Below are 22,668 nucleotides of genomic sequence, written 5' to 3' on the forward strand. Positions count from 1 at the left end.
CATTTTCTGAGCTAAATTTGCTATTTCTTCTTCTAATCTTTTTGTCATTTTTGCTCTTCCTTGTATAAATTCAAATTTTTCTGTGAATCTTTTTTTGCTGCATTCTTTGTTTTTACATTTAAATATTCTCATTTCCAATATTATTGTTACCTTTTTTCCTCCTATTGGTAAATCCTGAAAGCTTCTTGTGTATTTTGAATGTACTTTATCTGTTTCTTCTCCACATACTGGACATTTTGCTTTTTTCTTTTTTGATTTTACATAAATATATATTGTATCATCTTTTATTTCATGCTTTATATACTTTAAATCTTTATCCAACATTTTTATTATTTCTTTCATTTCGCTCTTCCCTTTCGCTTTTTCTTTTATTTTAACATTTTTATCATTCCTTTGTCAATTTTCTTTGGAAAGAGCCATATCTGCTTTTTAATAGGCTCTGAATATTTAAAGTAAGCTGATAGTTTGTTCCAATTATTTTTCCATGTTTGTGTTCCTATGGGATATGTTTCATCCCATTTCTTTTTGAATTCTGCAAGTGCAGTCTCAGCAGCACCAAGACTTGAAGCTTGATATATGAGTTTAAATCTTTAGCAATAGTTTTTCTGCACTTATGAGCAACATATTTAAATATGTATTTCTCAAATGATGTACTATGCACATTTGAACTTCGGTTTATGGCAAAACTGCTTGAATTGCATCAACAAAACCTATTAGGCCACCAACAGAGACAATTAAAATATTACCTATTGCTCTTAAATCATTTAGAACACCCATCCAGAATCTTGAAGATTCAGTCTTTTCAATATATATACCCAAAATATCCTTATAATCATCAAAGTTAATACCAATAACATTATATATGCTTTTTTCTTTACAACACCATCTACCTTTACAAAATGAAATGAAGCATTTAAATATACAATAACCTATACTTCTTCCAAAGATCTATTTTTCAATTGACAAATAATGCATTATTACCATATTATCTGCCTAATAATATTATGCTTTTTCATTTCATGCAATACTATATTTGTTCTTTAAATTCTTCATTGCATTTTTTACCATTTTTTTTATTTCGGATACCTCTTTTTTCTTTTTTTATTATACTCCTTTCTTAACTTTTTGCACTAAACATAATATTGTTCTGAATTTTTACTTTTATCTTTATGATATGATCTATTTTAAAAACAATATGAGAATTTACAAATAGATATACTAATATCAAAACAAAATTTTGCTGAATAAAAGAATCAAAATCTCCTGCAAAAACAACCACCTCAAAAGATCTATAGATAACATATACCCACAAAAAAACTTCTCTTTCTAAATATTTATATCGATTATGTTTTAAAATATTTTCCAAAAAATAAAACAAAAAACTCAAAATAATTGCTCCAAACACAATAGCAACATTTCCATATACTAATTTCAAAGAAGAAAAAATAGGTCGTGAATTTGCATGAATAACTCCTTCTGGATAACCACGAACCACAATTGTATAAAATGATGCTATTGATGGATATTTGCCTTCAAATAAATAATTAAAAGCATATTTCCCACCATTATTAAGATAATTTTCTATTGCTATACTATCAGACCAACCGATAAACCTATTTATTAAAAAATGAAATAATTTTGAACTCTTGTTTAAAGCAGAGCCCCGAATCATGCTTGCTACAAAAATAGATAAAGTAACTATTGGAAACCCTAAAATTATTGTATTTATAATAAATTTCCTCCTCTTTTTAGATGTCATAATTATTAGATTATATAAAAAGAAAATATTGAAAATAGAAAAAAAACTCCCTCGCCATCCTAACAAAATACTTGGAAATGAATATATAAAAATATATATATAACTGTAAAAAGTATTTTTTTGTTCAACAATTGAAAAATTTATTAATTTTTTTAACAATATCAATTTAATTGCAATAAATGAATAATATATTAAATTTGTAATATAAGGTATTTCTATTTTCAATTTTTTACCAGGTACAGCAATATTAAATTTTTTTCTAATTAAAAATTCTATTATTGAAATTATTATTAATAAATAAAATGGTTTAATATTAATCCTTATTTTTTTTACTTTACTTTTAATATTAAAATTCTTTATTTTTAATTGATCCAATAAATATAATGTTATAAAGAAAACACAAAAAAATAAAATAGCCGAATATAAAGAACGCATTAAATTTTCAACATTTTCTAATGAATAGTAATTTATTCCAAAATTTATAAACATAATTGGGTTTTTATAAATTAATACATATTGAATATATAATATTGATATATATAATGCAAAAATAAAGAATATTACATTTTTTTTCTTGTAAAAAAAATAATAATAAAGAAAATTTATTACTAATAAGATAATAACACCCTGTAGCATATATATATTGTTATAAAAAATAAAAAAAGACATACCAAAAATTAAAATGTTGAATAAAATAAACATATTTTTAATCATATTCCTCTCCAATCTATAAATTTATGTTTTATAAAATATACTTCTTATTCTAATTATTCTAAAAAAATTTTATTCTAAAAAAAATTATATTCTATCTTTTATTTTCCTTGCTGGAACTCCACCATAAATTGTATATTGAGGAACATCTTTTGTAACAATACTACCCGCCGCAATTACTGCCCCATCACCTATATGTACTCCTGGTAAAATTATACAATTAGCACCTATCCATACATCTTTACCTATTATCACTTTCTTTCTCTCATGACCAGAATAAAATATTTTTCCTCTATTTTTTGGAATTCTATGATTTGCACTTATAATTTGCGTCCTATATCCTATTAAAGTTCTATCACCTATTTTTACCCCACCAGAAGTTGTAATAAGGACATCTAACGCTATATCAACATCATTTCCTATTACTAGGTTCTTTCCGGGAGATATCCAAACACCTGGATAAAAAACAACTCTTTTACCAATTTTTGCTCCCATACTTTTCAAAAATAACTTTTTTATATAATTAAAAGTTCTAAATCTAGGTAAAGAAAATAGAATTTTCATAATAAATTCATACCAAACTACTATCATATATTTCATTCTATAAATTCCCCTTTATAATATTTAGGTAATTAAAAACTTTTTCTTTATAATTAGAAAAAGTTTTTAATCGCTTTTCTCCATTTGCTACAATTTTTTCTAAAAAAACGGTATTATTTATTGAATTCATTAATTTTTTAGTTGTTTCCATTATATTTTCCACATCCAAATATATCGCAGCGTCTTTACAATTATGTACTGCCCAATCTGCATTTGTTACAAATAAAGGTTTTTTCATTTGCCAAGCTTCTACAAAATTATTACTAAAACTTTCTAATACTGCAATATTTATAAGTGCATCTGAACAAGATATTATATATGGAACATCTTTATTAGGGATAATGCCAAAATTAAAAAAATACTCTTCTACACATTCTTTTTTTATTTTATTAATAAAATCTTTATAATACTTATTTTTTTGCATAGTTGTTATAAATAATATTTTCTTGTTATTCATTTTTTTTAACTCTTTCGCTATTTCAACTAGCTTCAATTGTCTTTTATTTGGATGGCTTGAAGCCAAATATAATATTTTGAATTTTTCGTTACTGTTAGCTAATTTCTCACAATAAGGGTTTTTTTTAGATCTCACTTCTTTCACTAATGCATTAGCCGCCATCTTAACTACATATAATCTCTTATTTTTAAACCAACGATTTTTTTTTGCTTTTTCAAATAAAAGATCAGTCTCAAAAATTATTTCATTTGCATTAATAATCATTAGAAATCTATATATATCTTTTAATTTTTTTATAATTCTTTTTGATCTAGGTAAATATCCCCAAAAATCTATTTCAGGATATAATAAATTTGAATAAGCAAACCCAACTATGTTTTTATTACCATAAGAAAATAATGGTTTCCCACCAAATAAAGTAAATATTTTTTTATTTTTCTTATTCAGAAAATAGAGAGTTTCAAAAAACAATCTATTACTTATCCTTTTATAATTCAAATTATATATCTTACATAAATGTTCCAAATAATCATGACTTACAAGAAAAATATATTTATTTTTATTTTTTTCTATTTCATTAAATCCGATTATAAAATTAATAGCATTTTGTAGCCCGCCACCGCTTTTTATTGGAACTAAATTAATAAAATATTCATATTCCATTTTATCACCTAAAAACTACTTAATGTAGTTTGATAAATTTCATTAAAAGTCAAATAATTATTTTCTCTTTTTCCTTTTATAATATCTCTTATATATTTATACTCATTAACAAAACCTTTATCTTGCTCTAATTTCTTTTTTGTTTTCTTTTTTCCGTTCTTATATATTTCAGCTTTTACAAAATTATGAATTTCTGCAACATTTCCATTAGTAAATATTCTTATATTTTCTTTTGGATATGATTTTGTTCCCATGGAAGTATATATAATATTTGCAATTGATCCATTTTTAAATTTTAAATTTATACTAACATTGTCATTATTTATGTATTTTTCAGAATTTGATGTTATAAACACTTTTTCTGCTTCTTCAATTTCTGATCCTACAATATATTGACATAAATCAATAAAGTGGCACACTTCTCCTATTATTCTTCCTCCACCAACTTCTGGATTATTTATCCAGTGTTCTTTCGATATCGTTCCTGCATTTATAGTATATTGAACTATTGTTGTGAATTTATCTGTTTGAAGTTCTTTTTTTATCCATTGAGCAAACGGTGAAAATCTTCTATTAAAACCTACTATTAAATGTTGATTGTTTCTTTCATATGCTTCTTTTACTTTTTCTAATTGCTCTTCATTTATTGCAAGAGGTTTTTCAACATATACATGTTTTCCAGCATCTAAAGCTTCAATTACAAATTTGGCATGTGTATTATGTGGCGTTGCAATAATTATTAAATCTATATTTTCATCTTTTAGTAATTCTGTATAATCTGTTGTAGCATATTTAAACTCATATTTCTTTATAGTTTGACCAGAACTTGAACTTCCACCTGTTGATAATCCTATTAATTCAAAATCATTTATTTTTGATAAATGTGGTAACATAGTGCTTTTTACAAAGTTTCCCGCTCCAATTAAGCCTATACCAATTTTTCCATTAACTTTTTTGAATTCTTTTGTTATATTAATAGTTCTACTATACTTTTTCTTATTTTCAGAGTATTTTATCAACACTCCTGTATATCTTTCCTTGTTAGGATTATCGGTAATTAATTCATATGCTTTTTTTGCCTCAGTTATATCAAATTCATGAGTTATTAATTTTTTCATATTTATTTTCTTTTCATATATCAATCTAATAAATTCTTGCATTATTCTATTTTCTGTCCATCTAACATAACCTATAGGATAATCTATTCCTCTTTCTTCATAATTTTCATCATATCTTCCTGGCCCATATGATCTTGATAATCTAAAAGTTAATTCTTTTTGATAAAAAGAACGTCGTGGAATATTCATTCCAGTTACTCCTACCATAGAAATAATAGCTCTATCTCTTGCTATATCCCCGGCAAAATCTATTGGTTGATTTGAAGACGTTGCAGCTGTAATGATAATTTTATCAACACCATAACCATCTGTTATATTCATTATTTTTTCAATTGCATCATCTTCATTTGAATTAATAAAATGGTGTATGTAATCCTTACCAATTTCATATTTGGAATCATCTATATCAATACCTATTACAATATTCCCATATGCATTTAATATTTGAGACACTATTTGTCCCAATAAACCTAACCCAATTACAGCAACTTTTTCCCCAGGTTGAATTTCTGCTTGTTTTATTCCCTGCATAGCAATTGCACCTAATGCAACAAAAGCAGCTTCTTCTAAATTTTCAAAGTTATTAGGCAGTTTTACAGCCAGATTTTTTGGAACATAATTTATCTCAGCATGATTTGCTGCTCCAGCGATTGCAACTAAATCACCTTTTTGGAATTCTATACAATTTTTTCCAACTTCAATAACTTTACCAACAGCACTATACCCTAATGGTAATGGTTCATCTAATTTGTTAAAAGCAGCTTTTAAAGTTGTTAATACTCCATCTGTTAACATTTTATCCAAAACTTTTTTTACCTGATCGGGTCTTTCCTTTGCCTTTTGAATTAAATTTTTTTTACCAAAATCTATTAACATTCTTTCAGTACCAGCACTTACTAAAGAATATAAAGTTTCAATTAAAATACCATCTTTTTTACATGATGGGGCTGGAACATCTAGTATTAACGTTTCTCCAGTTTTTACATCTGCAAATATTTGTTTCATTTAGTTTCAACTCCAATTTTATTATATTTTTCATTTATTATTCCAATAACATCAAAAACATTTTTATATTTTAATAAATCTATTTTTTCTAAAAATTGATTATGAGACAATGTCAAAACCAAATAATCAGATTTTTCAACTATTTCCTCAAAAGATATGTTTTCTATTCCTTTTATATTTTTTTCTTTTGAATATGGTTCACATCCGTAAACAGTATACCCTTTTTTCTTTAAATTTAGAGCTATTTCTAATGAAGGACTTTCTCTTAAATCATCTATGTTGGGTTTATATGCTAATCCCAATATTCCGATAATTTTATTTTTATCATACTCAACTTCTTTTTCTATTTTTTCCACTATGTAATGTGGTTTATAATCATTTATTTCTCTAGCTGTTCTTATTAAATTTGCTTCTTTTTGGAATTTTTCGACTATAAACCAAGGATCTACTGCCAAACAATGACCACCTACTCCAGCTCCTGGTTTTAAAATATTTACCCTTGGATGTTTATTTGCTAATTCTATTAATTCAAATACATTTATTCCTAATTTATCTGAAATAATTGAAAGCTCATTTGCAAATGCTATATTTATATCTCTATATGTATTTTCAACCAACTTACACATTTCTGCTGTTATTGTATCTGTTGTATATACTTTTCCGTTTTTTAATATTGTTTCATATAATTCTTTTGTTATTTTCTCTGCATATTTATTAGAAGCACCTATTATTCTATCATTATTTTCTAATTCATACAATATTTTTCCAGGTAATACTCTCTCAGGACAATGCGCAACATAAAAATCTGCGTTAATTTTCAAGTTTGTATTTTTTTCAATTATTTTACCCATTACTTCTTCTGTTGTCTTTGGAGGAACAGTTGATTCTAATATTACTAAATTTCCTTTTTCAACATATTTTGAAACCATTTCCGAAGCTGATTTAACATAAGATAAATCCGCTACTTTTTCCTTTTCATTCTTCTTAAACGGCGTTGGGACACAAATAATAAAGATATCTGATTTATCTAATTTATTAGTAGGCTTTAAATTTCCGGAATTTAAGGCTTCTTCATACGCTTCTTGTAAATCTGGTTCAACTATATGTATTTTACCATTTTTCAAAGTATTGATAACATTTTCATTTACATCAAACCCATATACTTTAAATCCAGCATTTGCAAAAGTTATTGCTGTTGGTAATCCGATATATCCCATTCCAACAATTGTTATTTTTAAATCTCTATTTTGTATTTTTTCTTTCAACGTTATTCCTCCAATCAAATAGATTCTATGTAATCCACATAATTATTCATTATAATTTTCCTATCAAAATTTTTCTTTACGTAATTATAACCATTTTCACCTAAATTCTCTTTTTCATCTTTTTCTAATAAATCATATATTTTATTAATAATATCTTCTATATCTCCTGGTTCAGCAGTTACGCCACATTTGGATTTTTTTATCAATTCAGCAGTTTGCCCTTTAATTATATTCAGTATAGGTCTTTCACACGACATATAATCAAATACTTTATTAGGATATATTTTCTCAAAACTTTTATTCGGAATTAACACAGAAATACCATAATCTGCTGCACTAATATAATCTTTAATATCTTTTTTTGAAACGGGTGGAATAAATAATATGTTTTTTAAATCATATCTTTTTGCTTCATCGATTAATTCTTGCTTTTTCATTCCATCTCCAACAAGCATAAAAACAACTTTTTTATCTTGTATTCTTTTTGCCACCTCTATTATTTGCCATAAACCATTTGCTAAACCATGGGCTCCTGTGTATATAAATACTTTCTTGTTTTTTAAATTATATTTTTTTCTAATTCTTTCTCTAGCTTCTTTATCAAAATATACAGAATCAAAATCTGCTGCATTTGTAAATACTTTTATTTTATTTTCTAATTTAGGATATCTAGAAATAATATCTCTTTTAAATGCTGGAGTTAAAACAACAACCCCATCTGATTTATAATACATTTTTCGTTCGTAGTTATAAGAATATTTCAATATTTTTTTATTTTTTATTACTCCAGTAGTTTCAGCAAATTCAGGCCATAAATCTCTCACTTCAAAAATCCACTTGCTTTTCTTAAATCTTTTTGCATATAACCCTGGTGTTCCCACAAACAGAGGTGGGGAAGTTGTAATAACAACATCTTGCTTTTTAAAACTCAAAATTTTCCCTGTAGTTTTATAAGTAAATTCTGTATACGCTTTTAATCTTCCTAAAAAACTTTTATTATAAGAATCAGATATTTTAACTCTTATCAAATCAACGGAATCATATATTTTTCTATTATTAAACATCTTTTTTACATATGAATATGATTTACCTGTAGAATAGTTTATTCCACTTGAAATAACCGTAATGTCATGTCCTCGATTTTTCAAAACTTTCACTAATTCGTTCATTCTCGAACCACCAAAATCATTCTCATCAAGAAAGTATGCATGTATAATCAATATTTTCATTTTTCATTCTCCTTTATTCTCAACATCACCTTGTTTACTTCTTTAAGTTTAGTAATATTTGATTGAACAATTGTAAGAGATCCACGTTTTCCCCCATATCTCTTTGAATTCCATCCAAAAACAGGATTATTATTACCAAAAAATAATTCTATTTTCGAGTTTTGCAAAAAATCTAATTCTATTTTTACATTCCTAATTTTCAATATAATTTGATTATTAATAATTTTTATATCATTTTTATCTTCTTTAGAAAAGTGAAAAAATCTAACAATTTTAAATCTATCAATTTTATATTTATCAACGGAATCATCAATATGAATTTCATTTTCATTAATAAATTTTATTTTTCTTCTAGCAATATAGCTTTTATTTTCAACTATCCCTTCAATTTCGCTATTAGATATATTTAGTATTTTAGCTTCAGGATATTCACTCCATCTAAAAGTTCCAACAGGTATATTGAGTGGTATATTATCTACAATAAATGTATTATGTGAAAAACTTCCTCTAAAATAATTATTCCATTTTTCCTCAACATTATATTTAAAATTTCCTGAATCAGCTAAAATTTCAATATTTTTATAATATAACAATATACCCAAATAATCTGCATGTCTTTGAGAAAATATTTTATGATTTCCAGCTATAAAAAATAATTTAGTTTTACCATTTTCAATTATATTAATACCATTACTGTATGAAAAAAATTTTTTATTCACTTTTTTTTGATTATTATTTTCTTTAAAATTTACAATTTTTTCCATTGACCTTAATAATAAATCGATACTATCTTCTTTTGGCAAAGAATATATTATTAAAGGTCTTCCAGAATCCCAAGCTCCAATTTGAGGAATAATTTTATTTACTGAAACAGTTTCAAAATATTCTAAGGATTTAATAAATGTTCTCTTTATAATATTTTTTAATTCTTGATTACTTAAATTAAAAATAGATATCAAAAATAATATAATCACTAAATGATAATTTGGTGATTGTAAATCATAAGCTCCATCTTCATTTATAAAAATATCTATATATCTCAATAAAATTTTTCTTGATTTTTTATTCCACTTATCCGCTTCATAATAACTACCAGTAAGCATTTCAGATATTAAATATAATCCAGAAGCTGCTCCAATAACATGATTATTCGGAACATACTTAATTGTATAATCAATCTCTTTATTAATATGGTTCCCACTTTCAATAAACAACCAATATAATTTTTCAAGTAAATTTGTCGGTATATCTTCTTTAATCAATTGAAGCGCATAAATAACTGATATTATTCTATAAGATATTTCCTGATCGTTTATCCAATTTACTCCAAATTCTGGAGGATTATTGTCTATCCAATTATTAATGTCATTAAATATTTTTTGGGAATATTTTCTATTTCCAGTTAAATAAAAGGCAATTGCTAAATATTGAAGATACCATAATTTATTCAGCTCCCAGGTGTATTTTATATCACCAAATTTTTTATAATTCAAAGATATCTTTGAAAAATGAGCATTAGGATAAAAATTATTATTTTCTGATATATTCCATTTAATACTATTTTCAAACTTAAAATTTTTATCAAATATCAAAAATTCATTATTTAAATATGTATCTGCCTTCTCTAAAATAATATCCTTATAAAAATTAAAATATTCAATTTCATTAATATAAATCGCTTTATCCATTATATTTTTATAAAAGCTATTCAACTTTTCTTCAGTTATTTCTCTTGATTTTTTTAAATATTTCATATTCTTATATTTTGGTTTATATAATAACTTATAAAAACCCATTTTTTTCAAAAACAAATGAAAAATCTTTCCCAAAAAAACAATTTTATTTTTCATGTTCACCTCAAATTTATTTTTATTTATAATGATTATTTTTTAATTCATTTATAACTATCTCAACATCTTCTTCACTCAAATTACTACTACATGGAATATTTATTAAATTCTTTTCATAATAATATGCTTTTTCTATTTTATATGTTTGATTATTTAAATATGGTTTTTGTTTGTGTATTAATCCCCAAAGAGGTCTTGTTTGAATATTTTTATCATTTAATTTTCGTAACAATTCATCTCTATCAATACCATATTTTTCTTTATCTACTATTACTGAATAAAACCAATGATTTGCTCTTGTATCATCTCTAAATGGTAATAATGTTAATCCTTCAATATCATCAATAACTTTTTTATATATGTTATAATTTTTTATTTTTGTTTCAATAAATTCTTCTAACTTATCTATTTGAGATACTCCAAATGCTGCTTGGATGTTTGTCATTCTATAATTATAACCTATTTCATCATGAATAAAATATAGAGGATCTGTTTTTGCTTGAACTGATAAAAACTCTACTTTATCTAATAATTCTTTATTATTAGATACAACCATTCCGCCGCCACCGGTTGTAATAATTTTATTTGCATTAAAAGAATATACTCCTATATCTCCTATTGTTCCACAATATTTTCCAGCATATTTACCTTCTTTATAATAAGACCCCAATGCTTCTGTTGCATCTTCTATTATTTTTAAATTATATTTTTCTTTTATTTCCATTAATTTTTCCATATTTGCTGGATTTCCAAAAACATGAACAATAATGATAGCTTTTATTGTTTTCTTACTCTTTTTATTTATAACTTTTCCATCTATATAATCACATTCATTTTCTAAAAATTCTTCTAACTTATCCATATCCATATTTAATGTATCATCACAATCCATAAATATTGGTTCTGCACCTACATACTTTACTGGATTAACAGCTGCTATAAAGGTTACTGTTGGAACTATAACTTCATCATCTGAACCTATATCTAAAACTTTTAATGCTAAATGCAACCCTGCTGTACCACTTTGACATGAAACTGCTTTTTCTACTTTAACATAATTTGCAATTTTTTCTTCAAATTCTTTTATAAATCTTCCGCCAGTTGAAACCCAACCTGTTTCTATTGTTTCTTTTATGTTTTCAAGTATATCTAAAGATAAATTTGGTACTGATAATGGGATAAATTTACTCATATTAATCCTCCAACTTCTTTTTAATTTTTGCTGGAACCCCAACTACCATCACATTATCTGGCACATCATTTATTACAACTGCTCCCGCAGCAACAATGGAATTTTTGCCAATCGTAATATTATTTATTATTTTTGCGCCAAGTCCTATCCAACTTCCTTTATTAATAAAAACATTTCCACCTAAAACAACCCCTGGTGATATATGAACACCGTCATCAATATAACAATCATGATCTATACTGCTTGATGTATTTATTATACTTCCCATTCCTATTTTTGTTTTTGTGTTAATCACAACTCCAGGCATTACTACTGTTCCAATACCTATATTTACATCAAAACCTATTACTGTACTATTATGTTTAATGATTGGAATTTTATACTCTTTAGTTTTTAAAATTTCTACCCATTTTAATCGTATTCTATTATTTCCAATTGCAACAAATGCATAATCATATTTGTTTTTTAATTGAATATAGTCATTTAGTTTTCCTATTACTTTATAATTATTGATATATTTTCCAATTTTATTTTCATCATCATCTAAAAAAGATATATTCTCCCAAAAATTCATTTGTCTAGCAATATCAGCAACTACTTTTCCATGTCCTCCAGCTCCTAATATCAAAAGATTTCTCATTATATCCCCTCAATTTTTTTCATTTCCAAAAAACGGCATAGTTTCATTATTTGAACTATTAATTCCTTCTTGCTTTAAAATATTAATAACAGTCATAAAAAATATTTTTAAATCCAACAAAAATGAAAGATGATCAACATACCAAACATCATATTTAAATTTATCTTCCCAGGATATTGCATTTCTTCCATTTACTTGAGCCCATCCAGATATTCCTGGCATTACTTCATGTCTTCTCATTTGTTCTTTTGAATATAACGACAAATAATCTACTAATAATGGTCTGGGACCTATAAAACTCATTTCTCCTTTTATGACATTAAACAATTGTGGTAATTCATCAATACTTGTTTTTCTTAAAAAAGAACCTATTTTTGTTAATCTTTCCATATCAGATAATTTTTTTCCATTTTTTTCTGTTTCTACTCTCATTGTTCTAAACTTATAAACTGTAAAAATTTTTGCATTTTTACCTGGTCTTTTTTGCTTAAATAAAATAGGTCCTTTCGGATCTTCTATTTTTATGGCAATTGCTGCTAAAAGCATAATAGGAGAAGTTATAATTAATAAAATTATTGCAAACAAAAAATCCAGCATCCTTTTAATATATTTTCTATAAATCATTTTATTCCCCCATTAACTCACCTTATTTTTTAAATTATTAACGTTTTCAGCTTTTTTATACGTCGGAACAATTTCTTTTATGCAATTTATTAATGATTTTATATTGTTTGTTTTCAATATTTCTTTTAATTTTTTTAGTTGTTCCATTAATTCACCATTTGATATATGTTGAGGTTTTCCTATAAATATTTTTTCATTTGCTGTTTTTTGCAACCCTTCTTCTTCCATTAATAATTCTTCATATAATTTTTCTCCTGGCCTTAATCCCGTAAATTCTATTTTTATATCAACATCTGGTTCAAACCCTGATAATTTTATTAAATCTTTTGCCAAATCTATTATTTTCACTGGTTCTCCCATGTCAAGTACAAAAATTTCTCCACCTTTTGCTAGTGCTCCAGCCTGTAAAACTAATTGTACAGCTTCTGGTATTGTCATGAAATATCTTATTATATCAGGATGTGTAACTGTAATAGGACCACCATTTGCTATTTGTCTTTTAAATAATGGAATCACAGACCCGTTACTTCCAAGAACATTACCAAACCTAACTGCTGCAAATTCTGTTTTGCTTATTTTACTAAAAGATTGTATTATTTTTTCTGCAATTCTCTTCGTTGCTCCCATAACATTTGTTGGATTTACAGCTTTATCTGTGGATATTAAAACAAACTTTTTTACATTATATTTATCTGCTAATTCTACTAAATTCAATGTTCCAAAGACATTTGTTCTTATTGCTTCCATTGGATGAGCTTCCATTAATGGCACATGTTTATATGCGGCAGCATGAAAAACTAAATTAGGTTTATATTTTTTAAATATTTCTTCTATCCTTTCTTTATCTCTAATATTTGCTATAACTGTTTCTAAATTTAATTCATTTCCGTATGTCATTTTCAATTCATTTTGAATATCATATGCATTATTTTCATACATATCTAATATAATCAATTTTTTTGGGTCATATTTTGCTATTTGTCTACACAATTCAGAACCTATTGAGCCACCGCCACCAGTAATCATTATTATCTGATCTTTTAAGTAGTGAGCAACTTCTTCTATATTTATCTTTACCGGCTCTCTTCCTAACAAATCCTCAATTTCAACATCTCTTATTTTTTGAATATCTATTTTTCCATCAATTAATTCATATACACCAGGTAAAATTCTTAATTTTGCAGAAGTTTCTTTACATATTTCTATAATCTCTTTTATTTCACTTTTTGGCGCAGACGGTAATGCTATTATTATTTCATCAACATCAAATTCTTTAGTAAATTTTATTATGCTATCTCTTCCACCTAATACTGTTATACCATGGATATTTCTTCCAACTTTTCTATCGTCATCATCAATTACTCCAACAATATTTTTGTTTAAATTTGGCGATTCTAATATTTCTTTAATAACTATAGATCCTGCTTGTCCTCCACCAATTATTAAAACATTTTTTGTTAAATTATTTTTTTTCACAATTTTTTGTTTTGTTCTTCTTAAAGCTCTATATGAAAACCTTGAACCTCCTACTAAAGCTATTGAGATTAATAAGGCAATTAAATAAACGCTTTTTGGAAGACTTTGTTTAAAAAATAAAGATATAAGAAAATTTATAAATGTTCCTATAATATTTGCTTCTACAACTGAAAGCATTTCATCAATGCTTGCATATCTCCATAGACTTTTATATAAATGAAAAATGAAAAAAGTTGTAATCATTATAGCAGTGATATATATAGAAGAAAATGTATATATTTTAATATATTCTGCTGGAATATTATTATCAAATCTTAATGATAATGCAAGATAATAGGAAGTATTAACAAATATTATATCAAGAATTAATAATATTATCGTTCTAATTGTTATTTGATATTTATGTTTTTTTTGATAATCAAATCTTTCCATTCTATCATTTCCTTTACACTAATACTTTGATAATATCCCATCTCCACCACAAAATTATACATTAAATTACGTTTAATTTCAATACCTTGCAGAAGTTGTTAATTCTTTTTTTTTTATTAATATATCAAGTGATATATTAATTTTATTTGAAGTTAATGTTGGTTTCTTATTGTAAATCATTTTTTAAGCCTATTGTGTTCATTATTATTGAATCTTTTTGCCTCCATTTGTCTTTTACTTTAACATATAAGTCGAGGTATACTCTATCATCTAATAACATTTCTATATCTTTTCTTGCAAGCATCCCTATTTTTTTTATCATTCTCCCTTTTTGACCTATGATTATTCCTTTTTGCGACTGTCTTTCAATATATATTTCTGCTCTTATGTAAACTAAATCTTCTTTGTTAGTTATTTCTTCCACAACTACTGCTGTGGAGTGTGGGATTTCTTCTGAGGTTAAATGAAATATTTTTTCACGAATTAATTCTGAAATCATGAATGCTAAAGGTCTGTCTGTTGTCATATCTTCTGGGTAATATTGTGGCCCTTCTGGTAATGTATCTATTATTTTTTCTAATAATTCAGAAAGGTTTTCACCTGTTAATGCAGAAATTTTGAATTCTGCAATTATGTTTGAATTTTTATCTAATACTGTTTTTATTCTTTCTTCTGCCTCTTTTATTTGTTCTGGTGTTGCTGAGTCTATTTTGTTTATTACTAATATTGTTGGTATTTTTGATTCTTTTATTATTTTTGCTATGTTTAAATCTGATTCTCTAATTTTATCTATTGGATCTATTAGAAATAATATTAGGTCTTGCCCTTTTAAAGCATTTACTGCTATTTTTACCATGTATTCACCGAATTTGTGTAATGGTTTGTGAATACCCGGTGTGTCTACTAACACTATCTGTGCATCTTGTGTGTTTAATATACAATTAACTCTATTTCTTGTTGTTTGTGGTTTATCTGAAACTATAACCACTTTTCTTTTCATTAATGCATTTATTAATGTTGACTTTCCTACATTTGGTTTGCCTGCAACTGCCACAAAGCCGCTCTTCATTTCATCAACTCCCTGAGTTTTTCAAGTATCATTGCCGTTGAACGGCAATCATCTTCATTGTATTTTATAATTTTTTCGAGGCTTTCTTTATGTCCTCTTAAATAATTTTTGTATTCGATAAATATGGCATATCCATTTAAATCTGTTTGCCATTTATAACCAAAGTATTTGCTTATATCTTTTAATGAATATGATGTGACTGGTAATGATATATTTTTTTGTATTTTTTCGTATAAGTCGTATGACCTATCTTCTATTCTATATAGATATTTGTATAAATGAGATATATTTTTTGTTATCATTTGCAATCTTTTTATATCATATACATCATAATGGACTATTATTTCTTTTGTGGAATCTATAAACTGAAGGAATCTTTCTAAATTATCATCTGTATTTTCAACATTTAAAAATGCTTTGTATTTGCCTTTTATTAAAATTCCATGAAGGAAATCAAGGTCTCTGTATGTTTCTACATCATATACTATATATTTTTTTGGTATTTCGAATTTTTCTATAATTATAGGTTTGTTTGTTAGCAATGATTTTAGATTATACAAAGGTTTTCTGAATTGTGGTGGCACTTGTTCTATTTTATTTGACTCTACAGCTTTTATTGGATTTACATTTATTTCCCTTAATAGTTTTAAATAACTTTTTGATATTCCTGGTACAACAGATATATCGCCTTTTTTTATAAATTCCTGATGGCATTGTTGTTTTATTTTACAGAATTTGCAATAATTTCCAGGTGTTCTTTCTTTTGGTATTTTGAATTGTTCTATTTCTTTTTTTAATAATGGCATTTTTCTTAATATCCATCTTTCTGAGAAGTAATGAACCTTGTTTTCAAGGGTTACCTCTACACCTCTTATTTCTTTTCCTTTGTTTTTGAAGTAAAGATATACTGTTATTATATGGTATATATGGTTTAACTTTAGTTTTCTTGACTCTCTTGAAAATTTTATGGTTTTTCTTCTGTGGTCATAATCATCATAGCTGGCTATGATGTCAATTCCTTCATAGTTTAGTTGAATGTAGTTTGTTGGTCTTTTGTATATTGGGACAAAGGATTGACACTTTTTTATGTTGCGATAATTTAATAGGTCTAATTTCATTTTTCCAGCTCCACTTCTATCTGCGTTTTTTAATTTTTAATTTTGTATTAGATTTTTTATTTTATATTCACTCAGACGGAAAATTCTTTTTCCTCATTACAGAATTACTTGCCGCCGTCGCTTAGACTCGCATCCATGCTCGGCTGCGCTCAAAATCACATCCGTGTGATTTTGACGGCTCACGTAATCCTTCCATTCGGGAATTTTCAAGTCTTCGCTACATATAAAATTTAAAAAATCTAATAATTTCAAAATTAATAATTACTTTTATTTTCAAAGTCTTTAACTATATAATTTTTCAATATCACCAAATTCTAAGAATAAATTAGCAACATTCTTTAAAAATCCAAGTCTGTTCATTCTTATGCTTTCATCTTTATCCATAACAAAAACATTATCAAAATAATTATCTATGTTGTTCCTTAATTTAAGCAATTCATCAATTGCTTCATCGTAGTTTAAATGTTCTATTTTTTCTTCTAATTTCCCTTTTGTGGTTAAATATGCATCAAATAATACTTTTTCTGCATCTTCTTTGAAAAGTCTGCCATCATACTTTAAAGAATTGTGTTTTCTTGAGATGTTTTGTACTCTTTGGAATGTTTTGATAAATACTTTAAAGTCTTCTGAATTTACAACGTTGTTTAATGCTTGTGCTGATAATAATGCTCTTAATGGTTTGTTCCAATTTACTGTGACTGTATTTATCACATCGGTTGTTATATCTTTTTTAGAAAGATATGTTTCAAATCTACCTTTAAAGAAATCTGCGATTTCTTTTTCAAGATATTCAACATTTATAATTTTAGCAATTTCTTTCATTATTTCATTTAGGTCTATATCCCAATTGTTTTCTATAATTATTCTTAAAACTCCATATGCCTTTCTTCTAAGTGCAAATGGGTCTTTTGAACCTGTTGGTATTTTCTTTATGCCGAAAAATCCCACAATGTCAAATAATTTATCGGCTAAGGATATTATTAATGAATTTAATTCTGTTGGTAAATCGTCACTTTCTTCTACAGGTTTATAATGTTCTTCTGGAACAATATATATGTCTTCAGGGAAGTTATGATGCTTTAAATATATTCTTCCCATTGTTCCTTGCAATTCTGTGAATTCATATACTATATGTGAAGGTATATCTATTTTTGATAATTCTGCTGCAGTTAGTAAGTTTTCGTTTTTGTAATTTAATCTTTCTGCTATTAATTTAGCAATTTCTTTTAATGCTTTCACTTTGTCTAAATATGTACCTAATCCTGCTTGATATGTTATTTCATTTAATTTTGATAAATATGTGTCTTGAGGAGTGTTTAAATCTTCTTCGTAATAAAATTTAGCATCATCGAGCCTTGCGTTTATTACTCTTGAATAACCGTTTATTACATTTTTTTCTTCTGCTAATCCATCCTGGAATGCTATATAATAGTTTGTTATTTTGTTTTCTTTTTTTGCAACAAAACTTCTTTGATGATGTTTTACTGTGATTTTTATTACTTCTTCTGGTAGAGTTAAATATTCTTCGTTGAATTTCCCCACTACTGCACCTGGATATTCTGTTAATTGTGTTATTTCATTTATTAATTCTTCGTCTTTTTCTATTTCTAATTCGTTATTTGTTGATACTGTTTCTAATTCTTTTATTATTCTTTCTTTTCTTTCGTTATAATCGGCAATAACAAAGTTTTCTCTTAAATTGTCAAAATATTTGTCAGGATGGGTTATGGATATTTCACCTTTTCCAAGGAATCTATGTCCATATGTTTTTCTTGATGAATTTATTCCAAATATTTCAAAATCTATTATTTCATAATCTAATAATGCTAATATCCAGTGCACTGGTCTTATAAACTCATGTTTGCCATTTCCCCATCGCATTGGCTTTTTGAATTTTAATTTTTTTATTATTTTTGGATATATTTCTGCAAGACTTTCTGATATTTTTTTACCCTCTTTTTTTATCTTTGCAAAAATATAGGTGTTTCCTTTAAATTCTTTTTCTTCTATTTCATATTTTTCATTTTGTAATGATCTTAAAAAACCTTGATATGGTTTTGTTGGATTTCCGTTTTCATCAAATGATACTTTTTTTGCAGGACCTTTTCTTTCTATTGTTCTGTCTGGTTCTTTTTCTGGCAATCCTTCTAACGATATTCCAAATCTTCTTGGCGCTATGAACACCTGGAGTTTGGAATATGAGATGTTTCTATTTTTTAATTCTTCTTCTGTGTATGTATATAATTGTTGTATTATATTTTCGTATTCACTTGATGGTAATTCTTCAACGCCTATTTCTAATATTGATTTAATCATTTTCATCGCCCCCTATTGCGTCCAGGTATGTTCGGGCTGTTTTTCTTGCCATATCTCTGATTAATAATATATATTTTTGCCTTTCATTAACGCTTATAGCGTTTCTTGCATCAAGAAGATTAAATGAATGTGCAGCTTTTACCAGATAATCATATGCTGGTAAATATAATTTTTCTTCTATTAATGCTTCAAATTCATTTTTGTATGTGTTAAATAGATTATATAATGTTTCTGTGTTTGCTTTTTCAAAGTTGAATATAGAGAACTGTCTTTCGTTTTCTTTGAATAATTTTCCATATGGAACATTTTTATTCCACATTGTTTCGTATACGTTATCTTTTCCTTGTAAATACATGGCTAATCTTTCAATTCCATATGTAATTTCTAATGAAATTGGTTTTAATGGTATTCCACCCATTTGCTGGAAATAAGTGAATTGGGTTATTTCCATTCCATCAAGCCATACTTCCCAACCTATTCCCCATGCTCCTAATGTTGGGGATTCCCAGTTGTCTTCTACGAATCTTATGTCATGTTCTAATGGATCTATACCTATTGCTTTTAATGATTCTATATATATTTCTTGAGAATCTTTTGGCGATGGTTTTAATATTACTTGATATTGATGAAATCTTTGCATTCTATTTGGATTTTCACCATATCTTCCGTCTGTTGGTCTTCTGCTTGGTTGAACAAATGCAACGTTAAATGGATCCTCTCCTAATGTTCTGAAAAATGTTGATGGGTGATATGTGCCTGCCCCCATTTCCATGTCGTATGGTTGGTCTATTACGCAACCATATTCTGACCAAAATTTATCCAATTTTAATATTAAATCCTGTATATACAAGTCAATTCCTCCCTATTCCAGTGAGATTAATAATGGGTAATGAGGTTGCCCGCCATTGTGTATTTCTACTTCTAAATCAGGATATTCTTCCATTAATTCATTTGCTATTAGTTCTGCTGTTTTTATTTCAACATCTTGACCATAGAACATTGTCATTATTTCATAACCATCGTTGATTTTTTCTTTTAATACTTTTAATACAACTTCATTTAAATCAAAGCCATGGCTGGCTAATTCTTTTCCGACAAATACAAGATATTCGTCTTTTTTGATTTTTTCTCCAGATATTTCTGAATCTCTTATTGCATATGTTACTTGTATTGGTAATATTCCAGATATTTCTGATTCTATTGCGTCTTTTAATTCTTCGTAGCTCATATTATCATCAAATGCTAATAATGCTGAAACTCCTTCTTGTATATATTTTGTTTTTATTACCAAAATTTCTCTATCTTCAACCATGTCAGCTATTTTTTCTGCTGTTAATATTATATTGGGATTGTTTGGTAGGATTAATATTTTCTTTTGTGGTAATGTTTCTATAGCGTCCATGAAATCTTTTACGCTGGGGTTCATTGTTTGTCCGCCATGAATAACTTTATCTACACCAAGGCTTTTGAATATTTTTGTTAAGCCTTCTCCTGGAGATACTGTAATTATTCCCCAATTTTCATTGTTTGATTCATAATTTTCCTCTTTTTCTTCTTTTTCTTCTTTTTCTGATTCTACAACGTGTTCATGTTGTACTTTCATATTGTCTACTTTTACTTTGTATAATTCTCCGTATTCCAGGAACTCTTCAAATACTTTTCCTGGTCTGTTTGTGTGAACATGTGTTTTCAGAAATTCTCCCTGATGGACTAATACTATTGAATCGCCAATTTCTTCTAAGAATGCTCTTATTTTATTTATGTCGTCTTTTGATATTTCTGGGTCCTTTAATTTTAAAACACATTCTGTACAATACTGGAATTTTATTTCTTCATATGCTATTTCTCTTATTTCTTCTGGAGAAGCGTTTTCTATTTCTTTTAGGTTTATTTCTGTGTCTCCTCTTATTGCATCTCTGAACCCTTTTATTATATAACTTACCCCTTTAGCTCCAGCATCTACAACATTGGCATCTCTTAGTTTTTTTAAATATCTTGGGGTTTCTTCTACTATTTCTTCAGAAATTTCGTATAATCTATCTAAAAATTCTTCGAAGTTTTTTATGTCTGATAATTCATTTTCTGCTCTTTCTGCCAATTTTCTTATTAATGTGAGCATTGTTCCTTCTACTGGTTTTATTACTGCATGATATGCAACGTCTTTTGCATTTTTCAATGCTTCTATGAAATCCTTTGTTGTTACTGTTTCTTTATCTTCTAATGTTTCTGTAAACCCTCTGAATATTTGTGAAAGAATAACTCCAGAGTTTCCTCTGGCTCCCATTAATAACCCGTCACGCATGTTTTTCATTATATCTTTTATTTTGTCTTTGTTTTTTACTTTGTCTAACCATTCACAGGCTTCCAACATACCAGATGTCATGTTTGAACCTGTGTCGCCATCTGGAACTGGGAATACATTTAATGCGTTTATTTCATCCTTGTTCACTAGTAAAATTTCGGCAGCCTTTTTGAATGCCACATAAAAGTCTTTTGCTTTTAATTCCGTCATTTCATTCACCTCTTTACGATTTTATTCCTACGACTTTTACATTAACCACTACATCGACATCCCCCAAGGCTTCCTTTATTCTGTGATAAACATTTTCTTGAGCGTTTGCAGCTACTCTTTTTAAAGGTAGACCATATTCCATATAAATATATAGGTTTATTATGACTCTGTTGTTTTCTTCTATTATTTCAACACCTTTTTCCTGTGGCTTTTGTAATACTGATGCTAATTTGTTCAAAAAACCACCTTTTCCTATATCTACTGTTCCGTATGATTCTAATGCTGCTCTATATACTATTTCATTGAAAACTTCCGGTTTTATGGTTACTGTACCAAGTTCTGTTTCAACTATCATATTAACACCTCCAAAGGTTATTTTCTTTATTATTGTTTTTCTGTTTTTTAATTTATTTTCGATGGACTTTCAAAATTAGTTTTTATAAACCAAATATGTAATTTGACTCCATTTTCTTCTTCTGTTATATATTCGAAATCTTTTATTGTATCTGAATAAATAACCAGCCATCCCGCTTTTAACCCTTTTCTTTTTATATATTCTTTTATTTGTTTTTTTGATTTTTCATAATCATTTCCTGTTATATTTGCTTTTACTTCTATTAAGTATTCTTGGT

General features: G+C 26.6%; 20 protein-coding genes and 1 pseudogene. All 21 read right to left on the reverse strand.

Going from position 1 to position 22,668, the window contains the following annotated elements:
• Positions 1-342: ISL3 family transposase (locus BUA62_RS08815; RefSeq protein WP_072865529.1), on the reverse strand; the 342-nt coding region annotated here is incomplete at its 3' end.
• 26 nt (positions 343-368) lie between these two features.
• Complete coding sequence (locus tag BUA62_RS11945; RefSeq protein WP_143148359.1) at positions 369-578, reverse strand: transposase; 210 nt, start codon at positions 576-578, stop codon at positions 369-371.
• 97 nt (positions 579-675) lie between these two features.
• Positions 676-819: a transposase gene (locus BUA62_RS11845; RefSeq protein WP_268776013.1), complete on the reverse strand. Its 144-nt coding sequence runs from the start codon at positions 817-819 to the stop codon at positions 676-678.
• A gap of 298 nt (positions 820-1,117) precedes the next feature.
• Entirely contained in the window at positions 1,118-2,473 is a 1,356-nt protein-coding gene (locus BUA62_RS08830; protein ID WP_072865531.1) for a hypothetical protein, read from the reverse strand.
• Between the two features lie 84 nt (positions 2,474-2,557).
• Positions 2,558-3,070 (reverse strand): acyltransferase, encoded by a 513-nt coding sequence (locus tag BUA62_RS11950; RefSeq protein WP_072865533.1) that lies wholly within the window; start codon positions 3,068-3,070, stop codon positions 2,558-2,560.
• 1 nt (position 3,071) lies between these two features.
• A complete protein-coding gene (locus BUA62_RS08840) occupies positions 3,072-4,190 on the reverse strand; it encodes a glycosyltransferase (protein WP_072865535.1) in 1,119 nt (372 codons plus the stop codon).
• A gap of 8 nt (positions 4,191-4,198) precedes the next feature.
• Positions 4,199-6,313 carry a bi-domain-containing oxidoreductase gene (locus tag BUA62_RS08845; protein WP_072865536.1) on the reverse strand — a complete coding sequence of 705 codons (2,115 nt, stop codon included), beginning with the start codon at positions 6,311-6,313 and terminating at the stop codon, positions 4,199-4,201.
• Positions 6,310-7,578, reverse strand: a complete 1,269-nt coding sequence (locus BUA62_RS08850) for a nucleotide sugar dehydrogenase (RefSeq protein WP_200782397.1) — start codon at positions 7,576-7,578, stop codon at positions 6,310-6,312. Before BUA62_RS08850 ends, BUA62_RS08845 begins: the two co-directional genes overlap by 4 nt.
• Before the next feature lie 14 nt (positions 7,579-7,592).
• A complete protein-coding gene (locus tag BUA62_RS08855) occupies positions 7,593-8,807 on the reverse strand; it encodes a glycosyltransferase family 4 protein (protein ID WP_072865538.1) in 1,215 nt (404 codons plus the stop codon).
• Complete coding sequence (locus BUA62_RS08860; RefSeq protein WP_072865540.1) at positions 8,804-10,657, reverse strand: heparinase II/III domain-containing protein; 1,854 nt, start codon at positions 10,655-10,657, stop codon at positions 8,804-8,806. Before BUA62_RS08860 ends, BUA62_RS08855 begins: the two co-directional genes overlap by 4 nt.
• 19 nt (positions 10,658-10,676) lie before the next feature.
• Positions 10,677-11,849 (reverse strand): LegC family aminotransferase, encoded by a 1,173-nt coding sequence (locus BUA62_RS08865; RefSeq protein ID WP_072865543.1) that lies wholly within the window; start codon positions 11,847-11,849, stop codon positions 10,677-10,679.
• A 1-nt stretch (position 11,850) separates the two neighbouring features.
• Positions 11,851-12,489: an acetyltransferase gene (locus BUA62_RS08870; RefSeq protein WP_072865546.1), complete on the reverse strand. Its 639-nt coding sequence runs from the start codon at positions 12,487-12,489 to the stop codon at positions 11,851-11,853.
• A 9-nt stretch (positions 12,490-12,498) separates the two neighbouring features.
• Entirely contained in the window at positions 12,499-13,113 is a 615-nt protein-coding gene (locus BUA62_RS08875; protein WP_327037257.1) for a sugar transferase, read from the reverse strand.
• Positions 13,114-13,125: 12 nt separating this feature from the next.
• A complete protein-coding gene (locus BUA62_RS08880; RefSeq protein ID WP_072865548.1) occupies positions 13,126-15,021 on the reverse strand; it encodes a nucleoside-diphosphate sugar epimerase/dehydratase in 1,896 nt (631 codons plus the stop codon).
• A 166-nt stretch (positions 15,022-15,187) separates the two neighbouring features.
• On the reverse strand, positions 15,188-16,090 hold the full coding sequence (gene era, locus BUA62_RS08885; RefSeq protein WP_072865551.1) for a GTPase Era: 903 nt from the start codon (positions 16,088-16,090) through the stop codon (positions 15,188-15,190).
• A complete protein-coding gene (locus BUA62_RS08890; protein WP_072865553.1) occupies positions 16,087-17,208 on the reverse strand; it encodes a TM0106 family RecB-like putative nuclease in 1,122 nt (373 codons plus the stop codon). The genes era and BUA62_RS08890 overlap by 4 nt, the downstream gene beginning before the upstream one ends.
• 282 nt (positions 17,209-17,490) lie before the next feature.
• Positions 17,491-19,524, reverse strand: coding sequence for a glycine--tRNA ligase subunit beta (glyS, locus tag BUA62_RS08895; protein ID WP_072865555.1), 2,034 nt, complete (start codon positions 19,522-19,524; stop codon positions 17,491-17,493).
• Positions 19,517-20,374, reverse strand: a complete 858-nt coding sequence (locus BUA62_RS08900) for a glycine--tRNA ligase subunit alpha (protein WP_072865557.1) — start codon at positions 20,372-20,374, stop codon at positions 19,517-19,519. Before BUA62_RS08900 ends, glyS begins: the two co-directional genes overlap by 8 nt.
• Positions 20,375-20,386: 12 nt before the next feature.
• Entirely contained in the window at positions 20,387-22,036 is a 1,650-nt protein-coding gene (locus BUA62_RS08905) for a DAK2 domain-containing protein (protein ID WP_072865561.1), read from the reverse strand.
• A gap of 13 nt (positions 22,037-22,049) precedes the next feature.
• The gene (locus tag BUA62_RS08910; RefSeq protein WP_072865563.1) at positions 22,050-22,391 is read right to left on the reverse strand and encodes an Asp23/Gls24 family envelope stress response protein; all 342 of its coding nucleotides are present in this window, start codon (positions 22,389-22,391) and stop codon (positions 22,050-22,052) included.
• A gap of 47 nt (positions 22,392-22,438) precedes the next feature.
• Positions 22,439-22,668: pseudogene (locus BUA62_RS08915) on the reverse strand (AAA-like domain-containing protein); the annotation flags it as partial.

This window comes from Marinitoga hydrogenitolerans DSM 16785, assembly GCF_900129175.1.
Lineage (GTDB): Bacteria > Thermotogota > Thermotogae > Petrotogales > Petrotogaceae > Marinitoga > Marinitoga hydrogenitolerans.

Excerpts from the sequence above, each read along its gene's own strand:
- BUA62_RS08880 (WP_072865548.1), bottom strand. The coding sequence starts at position 15,021 with ATGGAAAGATTTGATTATCAAAAAAAACATAAATATCAAATAACAATT.
- BUA62_RS08875 (WP_327037257.1), bottom strand. The coding sequence starts at position 13,113 with ATGATTTATAGAAAATATATTAAAAGGATGCTGGATTTTTTGTTTGCA.
- BUA62_RS08905 (WP_072865561.1), bottom strand. The coding sequence starts at position 22,036 with ATGACGGAATTAAAAGCAAAAGACTTTTATGTGGCATTCAAAAAGGCT.
- BUA62_RS08865 (WP_072865543.1), bottom strand. The coding sequence starts at position 11,849 with ATGAGTAAATTTATCCCATTATCAGTACCAAATTTATCTTTAGATATA.
- glyS (WP_072865555.1), bottom strand. The coding sequence starts at position 19,524 with ATGATTAAATCAATATTAGAAATAGGCGTTGAAGAATTACCATCAAGT.
- BUA62_RS08845 (WP_072865536.1), bottom strand. The coding sequence starts at position 6,313 with ATGAAACAAATATTTGCAGATGTAAAAACTGGAGAAACGTTAATACTA.
- BUA62_RS08860 (WP_072865540.1), bottom strand. The coding sequence starts at position 10,657 with ATGAAAAATAAAATTGTTTTTTTGGGAAAGATTTTTCATTTGTTTTTG.
- BUA62_RS08890 (WP_072865553.1), bottom strand. The coding sequence starts at position 17,208 with ATGAAATTAGACCTATTAAATTATCGCAACATAAAAAAGTGTCAATCC.
- BUA62_RS08870 (WP_072865546.1), bottom strand. The coding sequence starts at position 12,489 with ATGAGAAATCTTTTGATATTAGGAGCTGGAGGACATGGAAAAGTAGTT.
- BUA62_RS11950 (WP_072865533.1), bottom strand. The coding sequence starts at position 3,070 with ATGAAATATATGATAGTAGTTTGGTATGAATTTATTATGAAAATTCTA.
- BUA62_RS08910 (WP_072865563.1), bottom strand. The coding sequence starts at position 22,391 with ATGATAGTTGAAACAGAACTTGGTACAGTAACCATAAAACCGGAAGTT.
- BUA62_RS08830 (WP_072865531.1), bottom strand. The coding sequence starts at position 2,473 with ATGATTAAAAATATGTTTATTTTATTCAACATTTTAATTTTTGGTATG.
- BUA62_RS08840 (WP_072865535.1), bottom strand. The coding sequence starts at position 4,190 with ATGGAATATGAATATTTTATTAATTTAGTTCCAATAAAAAGCGGTGGC.
- BUA62_RS08855 (WP_072865538.1), bottom strand. The coding sequence starts at position 8,807 with ATGAAAATATTGATTATACATGCATACTTTCTTGATGAGAATGATTTT.
- era (WP_072865551.1), bottom strand. The coding sequence starts at position 16,090 with ATGAAGAGCGGCTTTGTGGCAGTTGCAGGCAAACCAAATGTAGGAAAG.